Raw genomic sequence first — 16,635 nt, forward strand, 5'->3', positions numbered from 1 at the left:
AACCATGGCTGAATCCATCGTCATCGTCAGTGCCGCCCGCACCCCCATGGGGGCGTTCCAGGGCGACTTTTCCACGCTGTCGGCCCACGACCTGGGCGGCGCGGCAATCCGCGCCGCCGTCGAGCGCGCCGGCATTTCGGCCGACGCGGTCGGCGAGGTGCTGTTCGGCAACTGCCTGATGGCCGGCCAGGGCCAGGCGCCGGCCCGCCAGGCCGCTTTCAAGGGCGGGCTGCCCAAGAGCGCCGGCGCCGTGACGCTGTCCAAGATGTGCGGCTCGGGGATGAAGGCCGCGATGTTCGCCCACGACATGCTGCTGGCCGGCAGCCACGAGGTGATGGTCGCCGGCGGCATGGAGAGCATGACCAACGCGCCCTACCTGCTGCTCAAGGGCCGCGGCGGCTACCGGATGGGCCACGACAAGGTCTATGACCACATGATGCTCGACGGCCTGGAAGACGCCTACGAGCCCGGCCGCGCCATGGGCACCTTCGGCGAGGACTGCGCCGCCAAGTACAAGTTCAGCCGCGAGGCCCAGGACGCCTTCGCCACCGAGTCGGTCACGCGCGCCAAGAAGGCGACCGAGTCCGGCGCCTTCGCCAGGGAGATCACCCCGGTGACGGTCAAGACCCGCGCCGGCGAATCCGTGATCTCGACCGACGAGGGCCCGGGCAAGGTCAAGCTCGACAAGATCCCGACGCTGCGGCCGGCGTTCAAGAAGGACGGCACCATCACCGCCGCTTCCTCCTCCAGCATCAACGACGGCGCCGCGGCGCTGGTGATGATGACCGAGAGCACCGCCCAGCGCCTGGGCTGCAAGCCCATCGCCCGCATCGTCAGCCACGCCATGCACTCGCAGGAGCCCGAGTGGTTCACCACCGCCCCGGTGGGCGCCACCCAGAAGGCGCTGGCCAAGGCCGGCTGGAAGGTGGCCGACGTCGACCTGTGGGAGGTCAACGAGGCCTTCGCCGTGGTGCCGATGGCCCTGATGCACGAGCTGAAGGTCTCGCACGACATCGTCAACGTCAACGGCGGCGCCTGCGCGCTGGGCCACCCGATCGGCGCGTCCGGCGCCCGCATCATGGTCACCCTGATCCACGCCCTGCAGGCGCGCGGCGGCAAGCGCGGCATCGCCACGCTGTGCATCGGCGGCGGCGAAGGCACGGCGGTCGCGCTGGAACTGGCCTGAGGCGCAAGCTTCCGGCCCGGCGCGGCGAAGATGCGTTTATCCGGGCGAGGGTGATGTGAGCACCGTGCTCGTCCTCGGCGCCTCGCGCGGCATCGGGCTGGAGTTCGTGCGCCAGTACCGCGCCGCCGGCGACAAGGTGATCGCGACCGCGCGCACCGACGAGGGGCTGCAGAAGATCGCGGCCCTGGGCGCCGAGCCCGTGCAACTGGACGTGGCGGCGCCGGCCAGCATCGGTGCGCTGGCCGGGCAGCTCGACGGCGAGAAGCTCGACATCGCGCTGTACGTGGCCGGCGTGTACAGCACGGCCGGCGCGAAAGAGCCGCCGACCCAGGCCGACTTCGACCAGGTGATGCGCACCAACGTGCTGGGCGCCATGCAGGCGATCCCGAAGGTGGCCCCGCTGGTGGAGGCCGCGCACGGCCGCTTCGTCTTCATCAGCAGCGAAATGGGCCACATCGCCGGCGCCCATTCCAGCTTCGGCTGGCTGTACCGGGCCAGCAAGGCGGCCCTCAACATGACCGTGCGCGCGGCCAGCTACGACTATCCCCGCGCCACGCTGGTGGCCCTGAGCCCCGGCTGGGTGCGCACCGCCATGGGCGGGCCCGGGGCGCCGCTCAGTCCCGAGCAGAGCGTCGCCGCCATGCGCCGCACCATCGCCTTGCTCGCCGCGCCGCAGAGCGGCGCGTTCCTCGACCACGACGGCACGCCGTTCGACGGCTGGTAACCGCAACGATCCACACCCAAGACCCTCGAGATGCTGCTGACCCCCGACCAGGAAATGATCCGCGACGCCGTGCGCGCCTTCGCCCAGGAACAACTGTGGCCCCATGCCGCCCGCTGGGACAAGGAGCACACCTTCCCGCGCGAGGTGCACCAAGGCCTGGCGGCGCTGGGCGCCTATGGCATCTGCGTGCCGGAGGAATACGGCGGCGCCGGCCTCGACTACGTCAGCCTGGCGCTGGTGCTGGAGGAAATCGCCGCCGGCGACGGCGGCACCAGCACGGCGATCAGCGTCACCAACTGCCCCGTCAACGCCATCCTGATGCGCTACGGCAGCCGGGCGCAGAAGCAGCGCTGGCTCACGCCGCTGGCGCAGGGCGAGCTGCTGGGCGCCTTCTGCCTGACCGAGCCGCACGTCGGCAGCGACGCCTCGGCCCTGCGCACCACCGCCCGCCGCGACGGCGATGCCTGGGTGATCGATGGCGTCAAGCAGTTCATCACCAGCGGCCAGAACGGCCAGCTGGCGGTGGTGATCGCCGTCACCGACAAGGGCGCCGGCAAGCGCGGCATGAGCGCCTTCCTGGTGCCCACCAATACGCCGGGCTACGTCGTCGCCCGGCTGGAGGACAAGGTCGGCCAGCATTCCAGCGACACCGCGCAGATCCGGTTCGACGGCTGCCGCATCCCGGCCGACCACCTGATCGGCGAGGAAGGCGAGGGCTACAAGATCGCGCTGTCGTCGCTGGAGGGCGGGCGCATCGGCATCGCCGCCCAGAGCCTGGGCATGGCGCGCAGCGCCTTCGAGGTGGCGCTGGCCTACGCCAAGGAGCGCGAGAGCTTCGGCAAGTCCATCTTCGAGCACCAGGCGGTCGGATTCCGGCTGGCCGAGTGCGCCACCCAGCTCGAAGCCGCGCGCCAGCTGATCTGGCATGCCGCCAGCCTGCGCGATGCCGGCCGGCCCTGCCTGAAGGAAGCGGCCATGGCCAAGCTGTTCGCCAGCGAGATGGCCGAGCGGGTCTGCAGCGCCGCCATCCAGACGCTGGGCGGCTACGGCTACGTCGGCGACTTCCCGGTCGAGCGCATCTGGCGCGACGTGCGCGTGTGCCAGATCTACGAGGGCACCTCCGACGTGCAGAAGATCATCATCCAGCGGGCGCTGGCGTGAGGCCGGCGCACCGCTTCGATGCGGTCCTGTTCGACTGCGATGGCGTGCTGGTCGACAGCGAACCCATCACCCACGGCGTGCTGCGCGACATGCTGGCCGAGCGCGGCTGGGAGCTCACGCCGGCCGAATGCATGCGCATCTTCCTGGGCAAGGCGGTGAAGGACGAGCGCGAGCGGATCGAAGCCGCCACCGGCCGGCCGCTCACCGACGATTGGCTGGCCGACTTCCGGCGCCGCCGCAACGAGCAACTGGAGCGCCGCGTCGGCCCGATCGCGGGTGTGCCGGCGGCCGTGGCCGACGTCCACCGGCGCTTCGGCGGGCGCGTCGCCTGCGCCACCGGCGCCGACCGCGGCAAGGCCGAAATGCAGCTGGCCAAGTGCGGCCTGCTGCCGTTCTTCGACGGGCGCGTGTTCAGCGGCCACGAGATGCCCCGCTCCAAGCCGGCCCCCGACGTCTACCTGGCCGCCGCGGCGGCGCTGGCTGCGCAGCCGCGGCGCTGTGCCGTGGTGGAGGACACCGTCGTCGGCGTGACGGCCGGCGCGGCCGCCGGCGCGACCGTGTTCGGCTACAGCCCACCGGAGGCGGGGCACGACGGGGCCGCCGCCCTGCGCGCGGCCGGTGCCGTGCACGTGTTCACGCGCATGGACGAACTGCCGGGCTTGCTCACGGACTGACCGGGCCGGCGCCGTCGGCGGCCCGGCGCGACAATGGCAGGGCAAGCCGACCCGCCCACCCCATGCGAATCCTGCTGGCCGAAGACGACAAAGTGCTGGCCGACGCCCTGTCGCGGGCGCTGGCGCGCGCCGCCCACGCGGTGGACGTCGCAGCCACCGGCGAGGAGGCCGACCAGGCGCTGCGGGCCGCCGCCTACGACCTGGCGATCCTGGACATCGGCCTGCCCGGCCTGAGCGGGCTGGACGTGCTGCGCCGGCTGCGGGCGCGGCGCGCCACCACGCCGGTGCTGATCCTCACGGCGATGGATGCGCTGGCCGACCGGGTGGCCGGGCTCGATGCCGGCGCCGACGACTACCTGACCAAGCCGTTCGAGCTGGCCGAGCTGGAGGCGCGGGTGCGGGCGCTGCTGCGGCGCGGCGCCGCCGCCGTGTCGCCGCTGCTGCACCATGGCCGCCTGACCTTCGACACCGTGGGCCGGCGCGTGGCGTTCGACGGCAAGCCGATCGAGCTGTCGGCGCGCGAACTGGCGGTGCTGGAGCTGCTGCTGCTGCGCGCCGGCCGGGTGGTGAGCAAGGAGAACATCGTCAGCCACCTGTACGGCTGGGGCGACGACGTCGGCCTGAACGCCATCGAGGTCTATGTCTACCGCATCCGCCGCAAGCTCGAGCCGCTGGGCTGCGAGATCCGCACGGTGCGCGGCATGGGCTACCTGATGGAACGCAGCCACGAGGAGGGCGAGGCATTGTGAGCACGCGGCTCAAGGGCGTCCTGCTGCGTTGGCTGCTGGGGCCCTTGCTGGCGCTGCTGGTGCTGGACACCGCGCTGGGCTGGTGGAGCGCCGCCCGGCTGGCCAACCAGGCCTACGACCGCGGGCTGCACGAGATCGCGCGCGAGGTCGCGCTGCACGTGCACGCCGGCACCGACGGGCCGCGGCTGGACCTGTCGCCGGCGGCCGAGCGCGCCTTGCAGGTGGACCAGGACGACCGCCTGTTCCTGCGGGTCTGGGACGCCGGCGGGCGCGCGCTCGGCGGCGACGCCGCGCTGGGGCCCCCGCCGCGATGGCCGCCCAGGGACGGCCGGCCGCTGTTCCATTCGGACCGCATCGCCGGCGAGGACGTGCGGGTCGCCGTCTCCTGGCTGCCCTACGACGCGCAGGATGCCTCCCGCCAGGTGCTGGTGACGGTGGCCGAAACCACCCACAAGCGCCAGCGCCTGGCGTGGGAGATCGTGGCGAGCCTGCTGCTGGCGCAACTGGTGCTGATCGGCATGGCGGTGGCGGCGGTGTACTGGGGCGTGGGGCGCGGCCTGCGTCCGCTGGGCGCCCTCGGCCGGGCGCTGGCGCGGCGCTCGCACCAGGACCTGAGCCCGCTCGACGCCGCCCATGCGCCCGAGGAAGTGCGCCCGCTGGTGGAGGAGGTCAATGCGCTGATGCTGCGGCTGGGCGCGGCGCTGGACGCGCAGAACCGCTTCGTCGCCGACGCCGCGCACCAGCTCAAGACGCCGGTGGCCGGCCTGAAGGCACAGATCGACCTGGCCCTGGGCGAGAGCGATCCGGCCCGGGTGCGGCACTCGCTGGCCCAGTTGCACCTGAGCGCCGAACGGCTGTCGCGCATCGTGCAGCAGTTGCTGGCGCTGGCCCGCAACGAACCCGGCGCCGCCGGCGCCGTGCGCCTGCAGGCGCTGGATCTGGAGGCCTTCGCGCTGGAGATCAGCATGGAGTGGGCGCCGCAGGCGCTGGCGCGGGACATCGATCTCGGCTTCGAGGGGCAGGGTGCGCCGCTGACGATCGACGCCGACCCTGACCGGCTGCGCGACCTGCTGAACAACCTGGTCGACAACGCCGTGCGCTACAGCCGCGAAGGCGGGCGCGTCACGGTCAAGGTGGGCCGTGCCGGCGAGGCGCGCACGCTATCGATCAGCGACGACGGCCCCACCATCCCGGCCGAGGAACGCAGCCGCGTGTTCGAGCGCTTCCACCGGCTGCTGGGCGGCCGCGCCGAAGGCAGCGGGCTGGGGCTGGCCATCGTCAGCGAGATCGCCGCGCTGCACGGCGCCCGCATCACGCTCGGCGAGGACCACGACGGCACCGGCAACACCTTCACGGTGCACTTCCCGCCGCCGGAAGCCGTTCCCCACTGACGGGCCTGTCCGCGGCCGCCGGAATCCTCGGGGCGAGGCGGTCGCCGGCGGCCGGCCGTGTAAGCCTGCAGACAGCTGGCCGAAAAGGCCGCGACAGCGGCTCTTCCTAAGCTCGGATGCGAGCGCAGGCCTCCGCCGGCGCCTCCGCCGCACGAAGGAAGCCATGGCCCTGCTGACCTCCCCCGAGTTCTGGATCGCGCTGATGCAGATCATCATGATCAACATCGTGCTCAGCGGCGACAACGCCGTGGTCATCGCCCTGGCCTGCCGCGACCTGCCGGCGCACCAGCAGAAGAAGGCCATCCTGTTCGGCAGCGTGGGCGCCATCGTGCTGCGGCTGGTGCTGACCTTCTTCGCGGTCTACCTGCTGACGCTGCCCTACCTCAAGCTGCTGGGCGCGGTGCTGCTGCTGTGGATCGGCGTCGGCCTGCTCAAGGGCGACGACGAGGGCGACGAGCTGGCGGGCAACTCCAACCTGGTCGGCGCCATCAAGACCATCGTGGTGGCCGACCTGGTGATGAGCCTGGACAACGTGATCGGCGTCGCCGCGGCCGCCAAGGGCGACGTGCTGCTGCTGGTGGTGGGCCTGGTGATCAGCATCCCGCTGATCATCTTCGGCAGCACCCTGATCCTGAAGCTGATGACGCGCTTCCCGGTGATCGTCACCATCGGTGCCGGGCTGCTGGGCTGGGTGGCCGGCGAGATGGCCCTGACCGATCCGGCCATCAACGTCTGGGCCAAGCAGCAGCACACCCTGCACCTCGTCGCGCCGGTCGCCGGCGCGCTGCTGGTGATCGCCGCCGGCAAGTACCTGGCCCGGCTGTCGGCGCAGCAGGCCCTGGATGGCGGCCGCCGCCCGGCCGGTTGAGCAGAGGCCATGGCCCAGGTGCTGCTGCCGATCGACGGTCATGGCCCGCAGGCGCAGCGCGCCCTGGCCGAGGCCATCCGCATCCACCGCCGCGAGGAGGTGCCGGTCTACCTGCTCAGCGTGCAGCCGCTGGTGTCCGGGCATGTCGCTGCGTTCTTCGGCCCGGGGGAGCTGGCGCGGCTGCAGCACGACGCCGGGCTGGAGGAACTCGAGCCGGCGCGCGCGCTGCTGCAGGCCGCCGGGGTGTGGCACCGGCTGGTGGTCCGGGTGGGGCGCCGGGCCGAGACCATCGCGCGCACCGCGCAGGAGCTCGGCTGCGACCGCATCATCCTCGGCGATGCCGGTGACAGCGCCGGCGGCTGGCTCGGAACCATGGCCGAGCAGGTGCGCCACCTGCTCGCCGGCACGCGCGGCTGCCAGGTGATCTGACCACCCCCGAAGCGGCCTGCGGCCGCTCCCCCTCAAGGGGCGCCACCAGCGGCCCGGCGAAGCCGGTTCCGCGGTGGCACTGGAACCTCAACTCATGATGCATCGCGTGTGTCGAGTGCAACTCAAGTGATGAGCTCTCCAGCGCTGGGTCACCAGCTGGCGGCCATCGAGTCGGGCGAGAAGCGCGGGTCGCGGGTGATGGCGCCGAGGTCGACGAACTCCATGTCGGACAGCGCGATGCCGCGCAGGTCGCGGAACATCTGCTCGCTCCAGCGCGCGTCGGGCTCGCCCTGCACGTAGAAGTCCATGCCGATGTCGGCCACGTACAGGCCGTAGCGCTGGGCCGCGGTGGCGATCGCCTTGGCCTGCGGCGTCCAGTGCGCGGGGATGGCGAAGCCGGCCTTGAGCCGCAGCACGGCGCCGAACGGGATGCCGCCGGGCGTGTCGCCGCCGGCGCCGTGGCGCGCCGGCCAGCTGTAGCCGCGCGACAGCACGGCGTCGCGGAAGGTCACGCGCAGCGCATGGCGGATCTCGCCGCTGCCGGCCTCGGCCGCCCTGGCCAGGAAGGGCGTGATCGGCAGGCCGGCGGCATCTGCGGCGGTCCAGCCGTCCGGCCGCAGCGCCAGCGACTTCAGGTCCCAGCCGGCGCTGGCCAGCGTGTACCACTGGTTCGACAGCTTGTAGGTGGCGAACCCCTCCCACAGCCGGCAGGCGCCCTGCTCGACCACCAGCACGTGGTGGTCACCGCAGGTGTTGGGGTCGTTGCAGGTGCCGCCTTCGTTCTTCAGGCCGCTGCGCGGGAACGGGAAGCGGCGCTCGCCGGCCGGCACCGCGCTGCAGCCGCGCGCCAGCGAGTGGCCGCCGGCGCCGTCGGCCACCGCGCAGTCGCTTTCGTGCGGCCAGCCGACTTCGCTGCTTGCGCCCGAAGGGCGGAAGTCGTATTGCAGGCCGGCCCAGTCCGTGTCGGCGGCGCCGCCGCTCACCACGTTGACCGGCATGCCGTAGTAGGCGTCGCGCTGCGACGGGTCCTCGCCCAGCCACCAGTCGGCGCGGAACGGCGTGGCGGCGCCGATCGAGGCGATCCAGCGCGCGCTCTGCGCATGCGCCGGGAACCGGCTGGTGTCGTCGATGCGGGTGTTGAACACCGCTTGCGGCGGGAACATCTCGCAGCTGCCCAGCACCGGGGCGCTGCCGGCGCCCGCACCGGAATCGCCGCCCGGTGTCGAAACCACGCTGGTGCCGGTCGGGGTGTCGCCGATGGCGCCGGCGGCGCCGCCACCGCCACCGCCGCAGGCCACCAGCCCGGCGGCCACGATGCCCACCCACAGCAACCCGCCCACGGCGGCCCTCGTTCTCGTGTTCATGCCGTCCTCCTGCTCGACAGTTCGGACGGGGCATCTTGCTGTGGCTCAGCCGTTTACAACCGTGTCGAGGTGCAAAGGCTGGGCGGCGCGGCTTACATGCGCCGAGCGCGGCCGGCTTGCGGATCAGGGCTCGCGCCGCAACCAGCCGGGCAGGGCCCGCTCGAGGGCCGCGCGCATGCGGCGGGCGTGCGAGCCGCGCCAGTAGAGGCGGCCGCAACCGGGGCAGTGGCGGGCCGGACCGGGCAGTTCGCGCACGTCGGCCGGCAGCAGGGCGGCCCTCGCCTGCGGCGGCAAGGGGGCCGACAGCGCGGTGTTGCAGACGGTGCACCGGGTGAACAGCTCGGCCGGCGGCGCCAGGGCCAGCTGGCGCACCACTTGCGCGAGCTGCTGCAGCGGATCGTCATGCTCGATGCGCAACGCGCGGTGCGGCCGCAGCTCGCGCAGGAGGTGGCGGTCGCGGGTGAGGAGCACGCGGTCTTCCTGCTCGGCCTGGCGGACCAGCTTGCCGTCGTGCAGCGCGGCATCCAGCGTGGTGTCCCAGCCCAGCAGGCGCAGCCAGCGCGCCAGCCGGGCCAGCATGGCGTCGGCGGCGAAGCGGGGGGCAGTCTCGCCCGTGGCGGGGGCGGCGGAAGGCAGGCAGGCCACCGCGGGATTCTCGTGCGCGGCCGGCCAAGCGCGCGCACTGGCACGGGCGACCAGCAGCCAGGGGGCGCACTTCGGCAACAGCTGTCACCTTCGGCCCCACATCGCCGTGCGGAGCGGTGCCTAAGCTGCCGGTTTGCCCCGGAGCAAGCTCATGTCCCAGGACGCCCTGACCCGCTACCTCGACTGCATCGCCGCGTGCAACGCCTGCGTCGTGTCTTGCCAGCACTGCGCCGCTTCCTGCCTGCAGGAGCCCGACGTGAAGGCGATGGCGCGCTGCATCGCGCTGGACATGGACTGCGCCCAGTTGTGCCAGGTGTCGGTCGCGTTGATGGCCGGTGCCAGCGAGCTCGCGCCGGCGCTGTGCAAGGTCTGCGCACAGGCCTGCCGCGCCTGCGGCGAGGAATGCGCACGCCATCCGATGGACCATTGCCAGCAGTGCGCCGAAGCGTGCCAGCGCTGTGCCCAGGCTTGCGAGCAGATGGCCGCGTGAGGTGATCGCCGTCTTCTGGCTGGACGCGGCCAACGAGTGAAGCCGCAACGGCGCGGCTCTGCATGCTTGGTGGCGAATGACTTCCGCATGACCTTCCCGCGGACGTTGCCAAGCAGCTGCGTCGAGCCGCAGCAAGTCTGTCGGTGCTCGGCGTCTCGGGGCGGCGCTTCGCCGGCCGCGCCGTCACCCGGCCGCCTTCAGGGCGCCGATCACCGCCAGGTGCACCGGGTAGGTCAGGTAGAACAGCCATTGCCAGCGCGGCACCCGCAGCGGCAGCCGCTGCGCCAGCCAGGCCACCGGCAGCGCGGCCAGCGTGCCGAAGAACGCCGGCCAGCCGCCGAAGATCGCGTTCAGCCAGGCGGTGGCGAGCAGCAGCACGATGACCACCGTGGCCAGGCCGCCTCCGCGCCGGATCGCATACAGGTAGGTCGCGGCCACCAGGAATACGCCGCCGGTGCCGAACTCGACGAACCAGCTGGCGGTGGCGATCGCCAGGCAGGCCAGTGCGCGCCAGGCGGCGTGGGCCGGGCTTTCCAGCATCCAGCACAGTGCCGCGCCCAGGCCCAGCGTGAACAGCACGTTCAGCAGGGCGGGGTCGCCGCGCGCCCAGATCGACGGCAGCACCGAGACCGCGCCCCAGGCGAGCAGGCGCCAGGTCACGCGGACGCAGCGCGCGGCCCGATCACCTTCGCGCGCCAGGTTCAGCCCCAGCACCAGGGCGAACAGCGGGAAGGCCAGCCGGCCGGCGATGAAGGCCCAGCTCTCGTGCGGCATCCCGAGCAGGTGGCGACCGATGTGGTCGCAGAACATGGCCGCCATGCCGACCCACTTGAGCGCCTCGAGCTGCCCGTCGGCAAAGCCGAGCGGAGCCTGGGGGCGTAGTGCGGTGGCCATGGACGATGCTAGGGCGTACCGCCCGTGCATGCGTGTCGGCAACCAACGGCTGTGCCAACGCGCGAAGTCAGCGCAAGGCGCCGCCGACGCACGTGTCGGACAACGTCCGACCAGCCCGGCAGATGGGAAACGGGAACATGGCTGCCGGACTGAAAGGCAAACCATGAAAGCTCAGGCAAGCAGGATGGTGGCCGCGCTGCTCGTCACGGCGGCAGCGGCCACTTGCGGGGCGCTGTGGCCGCACCAGGCCTGGGCCAAGGGTGGTGGAGGCGGCGGCGGTGCCGGCGGTGGTGCAGGCGGCGGCGCTGGAGGCGTGGGTGGCGGTGCCGGCGCAGCGGGAGTTGGTGGTGGCGGCGGTGGTGGCGTGGGCGCAGGGGTAGGTGGCGGGGGAGGCGCCCCGGGCGGCGGTGCCGGCGCCGGTGTCGGCGGCGGTAGCGGCGCGAGCGGCGGTGGGGGCGGCGGTGGCTCCGGTGGGCCCGGCGGCTCGGGTGGCTCGGGTGGGTCCGGTGGGTCCGGTGGGTCCGGTGGGTCCGGTGGTTCCGGTGGGTCCGGTGGGTCCGGGGGGTCCGGCGCAGGCGGGACAGGTGGCTCAGGCGGTGCAGGGGCAGGTGCAGGCGTCGGTGTAGGTGTAGGCGGATCGGGTAGCGGTGGGGCCGCCGCGGGAGGCGGCCCAGGCGCTGGCGTTGGCTCAGCAGGAGCCGCCGGATCCGCGGGCGTGGGCGGCGGCAGCGCGGCGGGCGGCACCAGCGGCACGGCCGGAGCCAGCGGATCGCCGACTGCAGCCGGGGCCGGCGCTGGAACCGCTTCGGGCGCATCCGCCGGCGCCGGATCCGCGGCGGTCGGCTCGGTGGGGACTGCGTCCGTCGGGGCCGGCCAGGGCCCCGGCGGCGGCCCCGACGTCGGCCCGACAGCGGCCCCGACTGGAACGCCGCCTTCGGTCGCGGTGATCCGTCGCGCGCCCCCGTCGCCTGTCCTCGCGGCCAGGGTGGGCGAATCGGCGGTGACCTCTCCGGTGACGGCCACCATGGGCGGACCGCCGGAGGTCAGCGCCTTGCCGCCGATGGCGCCGCTGCCGCGGGCGCGCCGCACGGACGAAGCCGACAGCCAGGGGCTGGTGGCTCCATCGGGCCAGTGACGTCCCGCCGTGGCTGACGAGCGGGGCGGCTGCCCTCCTACCGCCGAACCGCAGGCTGGACTGGATCATTCCGGCCTGTGTGCAACTTCCGCGCGGAGGCCGGCGCCATGGGTGTGATCGAGCGGGTTCCGGGGACGGCTGCCTGGGTGCTGGCCGCCGTGCTGGGCTGCGCGGCGGCGACGGTCGCTCCCGCACATGCATCGGCGCAGGCCACCGGCAAGCTGCCCCAGGCGAACGCGTCCGGCACGGCCGTGCCCCCCGCCGTGAAGAAGAAAAAGTCCGCGCTGCGCAAGAAGGTCCGCCCGTCGGGCAAGGCGCGCGCCACCGGCAAGCACTCGCCACCGCGCCTGCAACGGCGCAGCAAGCCGGTCCTGTCCACCCGCGGGCCGCAAACCCGGAAGGCGCCGTCAGCGAGGGTCGGGCGCGCGGCGCCCTCGACGCTGCCGCCACCGGTGGCCTGGACGCTGCCGCCGCTGGGACCCGAGCGCTTCTATCCGAACGGCATCCCGGAGCTGCGGCCGGAATTCCTGCACCCGCTGCCGGGCGCGCCAGCGGTCAGCGCGCAGGCCGTCGCGCCGCGCGCGCCGGGTGCCGAACCCGAGTGGCTGCCTTGACGGGCGTCCCCTTGGACGCCGACCGGAACAGCTGCGCGTAGTAGCCGCCCTGGGCCATGAGTTGTGCATGGCTGCCGATGGCCTCGACCTGGCCGCCGCGCAGCACCACGATGCGGTCGGCATCGACCACGGTCGACAGCCGGTGCGCCACCACCAGCGTGGTGCGCCCGCGCGTCAGGCGCTTGAGGGCCGCCTGCACCAGCGCCTCGCTCTCGTTGTCCAGGGCGCTGGTGGCTTCGTCCAGCACCAGGATCGGCGGGTTCTTCAGCAGCGCGCGGGCGATCGCGATGCGCTGCTTCTGGCCGCCCGACAGGCCGGCGCCGCGCTCGCCGACCACGGTGTCGTAGCCGGCCGGCAGCCGCTCGATGAACTCGTGCGCGTTGGCGTTGCGGGCCGCCGCCTCGGTCTGCTCGCGCGTCGCGCCGGGCGTGCCGTAGGCGATGTTGGCCGCGATGGTGTCGTGGAACAGGTGCACGTCCTGCATCACCGTGCCGACCTGGCTGCGCAGCGACTGCCCGGTGCAGCCGGCCAGGTCCATGCCGTCGATGCGCACGCGCCCGGTGGTGGGCGCATGCAACCGCTCCAGCAGCGACACCAGGGTGGTCTTGCCGCAGCCGCTGGGGCCCACCAGGGCCACCGTTTCGCCGGGCGCCACCGTGAGCGACAGCTCGCGCAGCACCGGGCGGCCATCGCCGTAGTGGAATCCCACGCGCTCGAACGCGACCTCGCCGCGGCCGACCACCAGCTCGCGCGCGCCGGGTGCGTCGGCCACCGGGTCGGGCGCGTCCAGGATGGCGCCGACGGCTTCCAGCGACACGCGCGCGCGGCGCGCCGTGGCATAGACGTTGGTCAGGCCCTGGATCGGCGCGAACAGCCCGCCCACGTACTGCAGGGCGGCCACCAGGGTGCCGACGGTGCCGTGGCCGCGCAGCACCAGCCAGGCGCCGATGGTGGCCACGCACAGGCGGGCGGCGGCCACCGACAGCGCTTGCCGCGACGCGGTGCGGGCATCCAGGCGCGCGCCGCGCTTGACGCGCGCATTGCCCTGGGCCACGGCGCCCAGGAAGCGGCGTTCCTCGGCGCGCTCCATGGCGAAACCCTTGACGGTGCGCATGCCGCCCAGCACCTCGGTCCAGCGGCCGAAGGTGGCCGACCAGTGGTCCAGCAGGTCGCGGTCGCGCCGGGCCTGCTCGGGCGCGGCCCGCATGCCGATCAGGGCGGGCAGCGGGGCGAACACGCACACCGCCAGCGCCAGCCGCCAATCCAGCTGCAGCAGCGCCGCCAGCGCCAGCAGCAGGTAGAAGGCCGCCGGCAGGGCCTTGAAGGCCAGTTCGGCCACCGCGCTGACGAAGCCGTTGATGGAGGTGTTGACCCGGCTGACGGTGCCGCCCACGGTCTGCTGCTGGTGCCAGGACAGCGGCAGCTGGTGCAGGCGCTCGGTGACGCGCTGGCGCAGGGCGAAGTCCAGGTCCAGTCGCACCCGGGCGCTGCGTGCCTCCAGCAGCCGCGACAGCCACACCGGCGCCAGCTCGGCCAGCGCCACCAGCGCCAGCGCCAGCAGGATGGCGCGACCGGTGCCGGGCCCGATCGACTGCGGGTTGGCCGCCACCCGCCCCAACTGGTCGATCAAGCCCATCACGGCCAGCGGCGCCGCGGCGCCGGCGGCCGCCAGCAGCAGGGCCAGCGCCAGCACCTTGGCGATCGGCCGGCCGAACCCCCGTAGCCAGGGCAGGGCGCGGCGCACGAGTGCGCGGGCCGGGTGCAAGGCGGGCGCCCGTGCGCCCGGGGCATCGAGAGTCAGGGAACGCAACATCGTGGGAAGGAAGCCGGCGTGGATCGGCGCGCGGAGGGCCGGGTTGCGGGCGGGCGTACGGTTGGGATGGGAGGTCCGGGTACTGCGGAGGCAGCCTCGACTTTGCCGGCCACGCGACCGTGGCGAAGTGGCCCGGCGCAACGCAGCGCCGATGGATGAGCCGATCCGGTGCCATTTCCCGCGTCCGTGGGGACGCGGCAACACTCGACCGCTTTCGGCAGCCGCGTGCCGAATGGGCGTCGTTGTGCAGGCAAGCCGGCTTACGGGGACAGGATGCTGCCCAGGGGCGCCGCGCACACGTTGTGGCGGTTTTCCAGGCCGGGCGGACAGACCTTGTGCGATCCGGACCGGCGGTCCCAGGCCGGTGGCGTGCCGCTGTTGAGCACGTTCTCCAGCCCGGGGCCGGCCGGATTGGTGCCGAACGAGCCACCGCCGAGCAGCGAGGTGCGCGGGCGGTCGACGCCCGCCACCGGCGCTGCGGCCTCGGGCAGGGGTGCACCGGCCGCCATCGGCGTGCTCGGCACGCTCGGGCGGCTGGGGACCGAAGCACGTTCGGCGGCGCCGTCGATCCGCTCCGCGGCCCCCTCGGGCGCGGGCTGCGCCTGCACCGCCAGCGCCACGGCGGCCACTCCCAGCAAGCTCCAGCGGATCGGCATGGGCGGATGCTAGTGAGCCGCGGCGACGCGCTGTCGCCGGTGTAACCGGATGCAGCAACACCCGGGCCGTTCCGGATGGCTGGCCCGGCCGGCGCCGTCTTAGAGTGCCGGCGTCCTTGCAGGAGACGCCATGAAGACCACCATGATGGAAGTGCCGCTCTCGCTCAACCACCTGCTGGAGCGCGCGGGGCAGCTGTTCGCCGGCAACGAGATCGTCTCGCGCCTGCCCGACAAGTCGCTGCGCCGGCACACCTACGGCCAGTTCCATCGGCGCACCCGCGCGCTGGCCAGTGCGCTGCAGCGGCTGGGGCTGCGCAAGGGCGAGCGTGTGGCCACGCTGTGCTGGAACCACCACGCGCACCTGGAAGCGTATTTCGGCATCCCGGCGGCCGGCGGCGTCATGCACACGCTGAACCTGCGGCTGGCGCCCGAGGAGATCGGCTGGATCGCCGGCCATGCGAACGACCGCTTCCTGGTCGTCGACGACGTGCTGCTGCCGCTGTACCGGCAGTTCGCCGCGCTGCACCGGTTCGAGCGCGTGATCGTGTTTCCGTTCTCCGGCCAGCCGGTGCCGGCGGGGTTCGACGATTACGAAGCGCTGCTGGCCGATGCCGATCCGGAGCGCTTCCAGTACGCGCCGCACGACGAGAACGACCCGGTGGCCATGTGCTACACGTCCGGCACCACCGGGCGCCCGAAGGGCGTGGCCTATTCGCACCGCTCCACCGTCCTGCACACGCTGGTGGCCAGCCTGGGCGACTTCTGGGGGCTGCGCGGCACCGACGTGGTGCTGCCGGTCACGCCCATGTTCCATGCCAACAGCTGGGGCATGCCGTACGGCGCCGTGATGATGGGCGTGAAGATGGTCTTTCCCGGGCCGCACCTGCATCCCGACGACCTGCTCGACCTGATGCAGCAGGAGCCGCCCACGCTGGCGCTGGGCGTGCCCACCATCTGGATGGCGCTGATCCAGGCCTACGAGGCTTCGCTGGCGCCGGACTCGCCCCACCACGGACGCTGGCGCTTGCCGCGCGGCATGCGCTCGCTGGTCGGCGGCGCCGCGGTGCCGGAGGCCCTGATCCGCGCTTTCGACAAGCACGGCATCTGGATCCTGCAGGGCTGGGGCATGACCGAGACCTCGCCGGTCTGCACCATCTCCTACCCGCGGGCCGAGTTGCGCGAGGCCGGCATGGACGAGCGCTACCGGCGCGCCGCCATGGCGGGCGTGCCGGTGCCGCTGGTGGACCTGCGGGTGCAGGGCGACGGCGGCAGCGACCAGCCCTGGGATGGCAGGAGCGTGGGCGAGATCCAGGTGCGCGGGCCGTTCATCACCGGCCGCTACCACGAGGTGCCGGTGGAGCCCGAGAAGTTCACCGCGGACGGCTGGCTGCGCACCGGCGACGTCGCCTCGGTCGATCCGTTCGGCTTCGTGCGCATCACCGATCGCACCAAGGACCTGATCAAGTCCGGCGGCGAGTGGATCAGCTCGGTCGACCTGGAGAACGCGATCATGGCCCACCCGGCGATCGCCGAAGCGGCGGTGATCGCGGTGCCCGACGAGAAGTGGGGCGAGCGCCCGCTGGCCTGTGCCGTGAAGAAGCCGAACCACGCGGTGACTGCCGAAGACCTCAACACGCACCTGCTGGGCAACGGGTTCGCCAAGTGGCAGTTGCCCGACCGCTACGAATGGCTGGACGCGGTGCCGCGCACCTCCACCGGCAAGTTCTGGAAGCTCAAGCTGCGCGAGCGTTTCGCGCGCTGAGGGTTTTCCCGCCGCCGGCGGCCGACCGGGCGTCGGTGCCTCCGGGCAGTGCACCCGCGCCAAGGCGCCGCCATGGATGA

At 73.1% G+C, this 16,635-nt stretch carries 17 protein-coding genes; 12 read left to right on the plus strand and 5 right to left on the minus strand.

Translation table 11 applies throughout. From position 1 onward, the window contains the following. Nucleotides 1-4: 4 nt before the first annotated feature. The 8 genes from PE066_RS13300 (at nucleotide 5) to PE066_RS13335 (ending at nucleotide 7,182) form a co-directional block, all read left to right on the plus strand. Nucleotides 5-1,186 carry an acetyl-CoA C-acyltransferase gene (locus PE066_RS13300; RefSeq protein ID WP_271233013.1) on the plus strand — a complete coding sequence of 394 codons (1,182 nt, stop codon included), beginning with the start codon at nucleotides 5-7 and terminating at the stop codon, nucleotides 1,184-1,186. A 55-nt stretch (nucleotides 1,187-1,241) separates the two neighbouring features. Next, nucleotides 1,242-1,910, plus strand: coding sequence for an SDR family oxidoreductase (locus PE066_RS13305; protein WP_271233014.1), 669 nt, complete (start codon nucleotides 1,242-1,244; stop codon nucleotides 1,908-1,910). A 30-nt stretch (nucleotides 1,911-1,940) separates the two neighbouring features. Beyond that, the gene (locus PE066_RS13310) at nucleotides 1,941-3,071 is read left to right on the plus strand and encodes an acyl-CoA dehydrogenase family protein (RefSeq protein WP_271233015.1); all 1,131 of its coding nucleotides are present in this window, start codon (nucleotides 1,941-1,943) and stop codon (nucleotides 3,069-3,071) included. Then, entirely contained in the window at nucleotides 3,068-3,745 is a 678-nt protein-coding gene (locus PE066_RS13315) for an HAD family hydrolase (RefSeq protein WP_271233016.1), read from the plus strand. Before PE066_RS13310 ends, PE066_RS13315 begins: the two co-directional genes overlap by 4 nt. Before the next feature lie 62 nt (nucleotides 3,746-3,807). After that, nucleotides 3,808-4,494: a response regulator gene (locus tag PE066_RS13320; protein ID WP_271233017.1), complete on the plus strand. Its 687-nt coding sequence runs from the start codon at nucleotides 3,808-3,810 to the stop codon at nucleotides 4,492-4,494. Continuing rightward, nucleotides 4,491-5,885: a sensor histidine kinase gene (locus PE066_RS13325; protein ID WP_271233018.1), complete on the plus strand. Its 1,395-nt coding sequence runs from the start codon at nucleotides 4,491-4,493 to the stop codon at nucleotides 5,883-5,885. The genes PE066_RS13320 and PE066_RS13325 overlap by 4 nt, the downstream gene beginning before the upstream one ends. Nucleotides 5,886-6,048: 163 nt before the next feature. Next, nucleotides 6,049-6,753: a TerC family protein gene (locus tag PE066_RS13330; protein WP_271233019.1), complete on the plus strand. Its 705-nt coding sequence runs from the start codon at nucleotides 6,049-6,051 to the stop codon at nucleotides 6,751-6,753. Between the two features lie 9 nt (nucleotides 6,754-6,762). After that, entirely contained in the window at nucleotides 6,763-7,182 is a 420-nt protein-coding gene (locus PE066_RS13335; RefSeq protein ID WP_271233020.1) for a universal stress protein, read from the plus strand. 149 nt (nucleotides 7,183-7,331) lie between these two features. Here PE066_RS13335 and PE066_RS13340 read toward each other — a convergent pair whose 3' ends face one another. Then, entirely contained in the window at nucleotides 7,332-8,546 is a 1,215-nt protein-coding gene (locus tag PE066_RS13340; RefSeq protein ID WP_271233021.1) for a hypothetical protein, read from the minus strand. Between the two features lie 123 nt (nucleotides 8,547-8,669). Beyond that, nucleotides 8,670-9,269 carry a Mut7-C RNAse domain-containing protein gene (locus PE066_RS13345; RefSeq protein WP_271233022.1) on the minus strand — a complete coding sequence of 200 codons (600 nt, stop codon included), beginning with the start codon at nucleotides 9,267-9,269 and terminating at the stop codon, nucleotides 8,670-8,672. 73 nt (nucleotides 9,270-9,342) lie between these two features. Here PE066_RS13345 and PE066_RS13350 point away from each other — a divergent pair, with 73 nt between their 5' ends. Continuing rightward, on the plus strand, nucleotides 9,343-9,681 hold the full coding sequence (locus PE066_RS13350; RefSeq protein ID WP_271233023.1) for a four-helix bundle copper-binding protein: 339 nt from the start codon (nucleotides 9,343-9,345) through the stop codon (nucleotides 9,679-9,681). A 183-nt stretch (nucleotides 9,682-9,864) separates the two neighbouring features. Here PE066_RS13350 and PE066_RS13355 read toward each other — a convergent pair whose 3' ends face one another. After that, the gene (locus PE066_RS13355) at nucleotides 9,865-10,575 is read right to left on the minus strand and encodes a TraX family protein (protein WP_271233024.1); all 711 of its coding nucleotides are present in this window, start codon (nucleotides 10,573-10,575) and stop codon (nucleotides 9,865-9,867) included. A gap of 1,000 nt (nucleotides 10,576-11,575) precedes the next feature. On the opposite strand from PE066_RS13355, the gene PE066_RS13360 reads away from it, so the two are divergent. Continuing rightward, complete coding sequence (locus PE066_RS13360) at nucleotides 11,576-11,710, plus strand: hypothetical protein (RefSeq protein WP_271233025.1); 135 nt, start codon at nucleotides 11,576-11,578, stop codon at nucleotides 11,708-11,710. 107 nt (nucleotides 11,711-11,817) lie between these two features. Beyond that, complete coding sequence (locus PE066_RS13365; RefSeq protein WP_271233026.1) at nucleotides 11,818-12,324, plus strand: hypothetical protein; 507 nt, start codon at nucleotides 11,818-11,820, stop codon at nucleotides 12,322-12,324. On the opposite strand, the gene PE066_RS13370 is transcribed toward PE066_RS13365, so the two are convergent. Together PE066_RS13370 and PE066_RS13375 are read right to left on the minus strand one after the other, a co-directional pair. Continuing rightward, a complete protein-coding gene (locus PE066_RS13370; protein WP_271233027.1) occupies nucleotides 12,266-14,137 on the minus strand; it encodes an ABC transporter ATP-binding protein in 1,872 nt (623 codons plus the stop codon). The two genes, PE066_RS13365 and PE066_RS13370, sit on opposite strands and share 59 nt — an antisense overlap. Nucleotides 14,138-14,397: 260 nt before the next feature. Then, nucleotides 14,398-14,793: a hypothetical protein gene (locus PE066_RS13375; protein ID WP_271233028.1), complete on the minus strand. Its 396-nt coding sequence runs from the start codon at nucleotides 14,791-14,793 to the stop codon at nucleotides 14,398-14,400. Nucleotides 14,794-14,923: 130 nt separating this feature from the next. Here PE066_RS13375 and PE066_RS13380 point away from each other — a divergent pair, with 130 nt between their 5' ends. Beyond that, a complete protein-coding gene (locus PE066_RS13380) occupies nucleotides 14,924-16,555 on the plus strand; it encodes a long-chain fatty acid--CoA ligase (RefSeq protein WP_271233029.1) in 1,632 nt (543 codons plus the stop codon). Nucleotides 16,556-16,635 lie beyond the last annotated feature (80 nt).

Origin of the sequence: Ramlibacter tataouinensis, assembly GCF_027941915.1 — a bacterium.
Lineage (GTDB): Bacteria > Pseudomonadota > Gammaproteobacteria > Burkholderiales > Burkholderiaceae_C > Ramlibacter > Ramlibacter tataouinensis_C.

Bases quoted from the DNA above. Each gene is read 5' to 3' on its own strand.
- PE066_RS13300 (WP_271233013.1), top strand. From the start codon at position 5: ATGGCTGAATCCATCGTCATCGTCAGTGCCGCCCGCACCCCCATGGGG.
- PE066_RS13310 (WP_271233015.1), top strand. From the start codon at position 1,941: ATGCTGCTGACCCCCGACCAGGAAATGATCCGCGACGCCGTGCGCGCC.
- PE066_RS13320 (WP_271233017.1), top strand. From the start codon at position 3,808: ATGCGAATCCTGCTGGCCGAAGACGACAAAGTGCTGGCCGACGCCCTG.
- PE066_RS13330 (WP_271233019.1), top strand. From the start codon at position 6,049: ATGGCCCTGCTGACCTCCCCCGAGTTCTGGATCGCGCTGATGCAGATC.
- PE066_RS13335 (WP_271233020.1), top strand. From the start codon at position 6,763: ATGGCCCAGGTGCTGCTGCCGATCGACGGTCATGGCCCGCAGGCGCAG.
- PE066_RS13340 (WP_271233021.1), bottom strand. From the start codon at position 8,546: ATGAACACGAGAACGAGGGCCGCCGTGGGCGGGTTGCTGTGGGTGGGC.
- PE066_RS13350 (WP_271233023.1), top strand. From the start codon at position 9,343: ATGTCCCAGGACGCCCTGACCCGCTACCTCGACTGCATCGCCGCGTGC.
- PE066_RS13355 (WP_271233024.1), bottom strand. From the start codon at position 10,575: ATGGCCACCGCACTACGCCCCCAGGCTCCGCTCGGCTTTGCCGACGGG.
- PE066_RS13365 (WP_271233026.1), top strand. From the start codon at position 11,818: ATGGGTGTGATCGAGCGGGTTCCGGGGACGGCTGCCTGGGTGCTGGCC.
- PE066_RS13370 (WP_271233027.1), bottom strand. From the start codon at position 14,137: ATGTTGCGTTCCCTGACTCTCGATGCCCCGGGCGCACGGGCGCCCGCC.
- PE066_RS13375 (WP_271233028.1), bottom strand. From the start codon at position 14,793: ATGCCGATCCGCTGGAGCTTGCTGGGAGTGGCCGCCGTGGCGCTGGCG.
- PE066_RS13380 (WP_271233029.1), top strand. From the start codon at position 14,924: ATGAAGACCACCATGATGGAAGTGCCGCTCTCGCTCAACCACCTGCTG.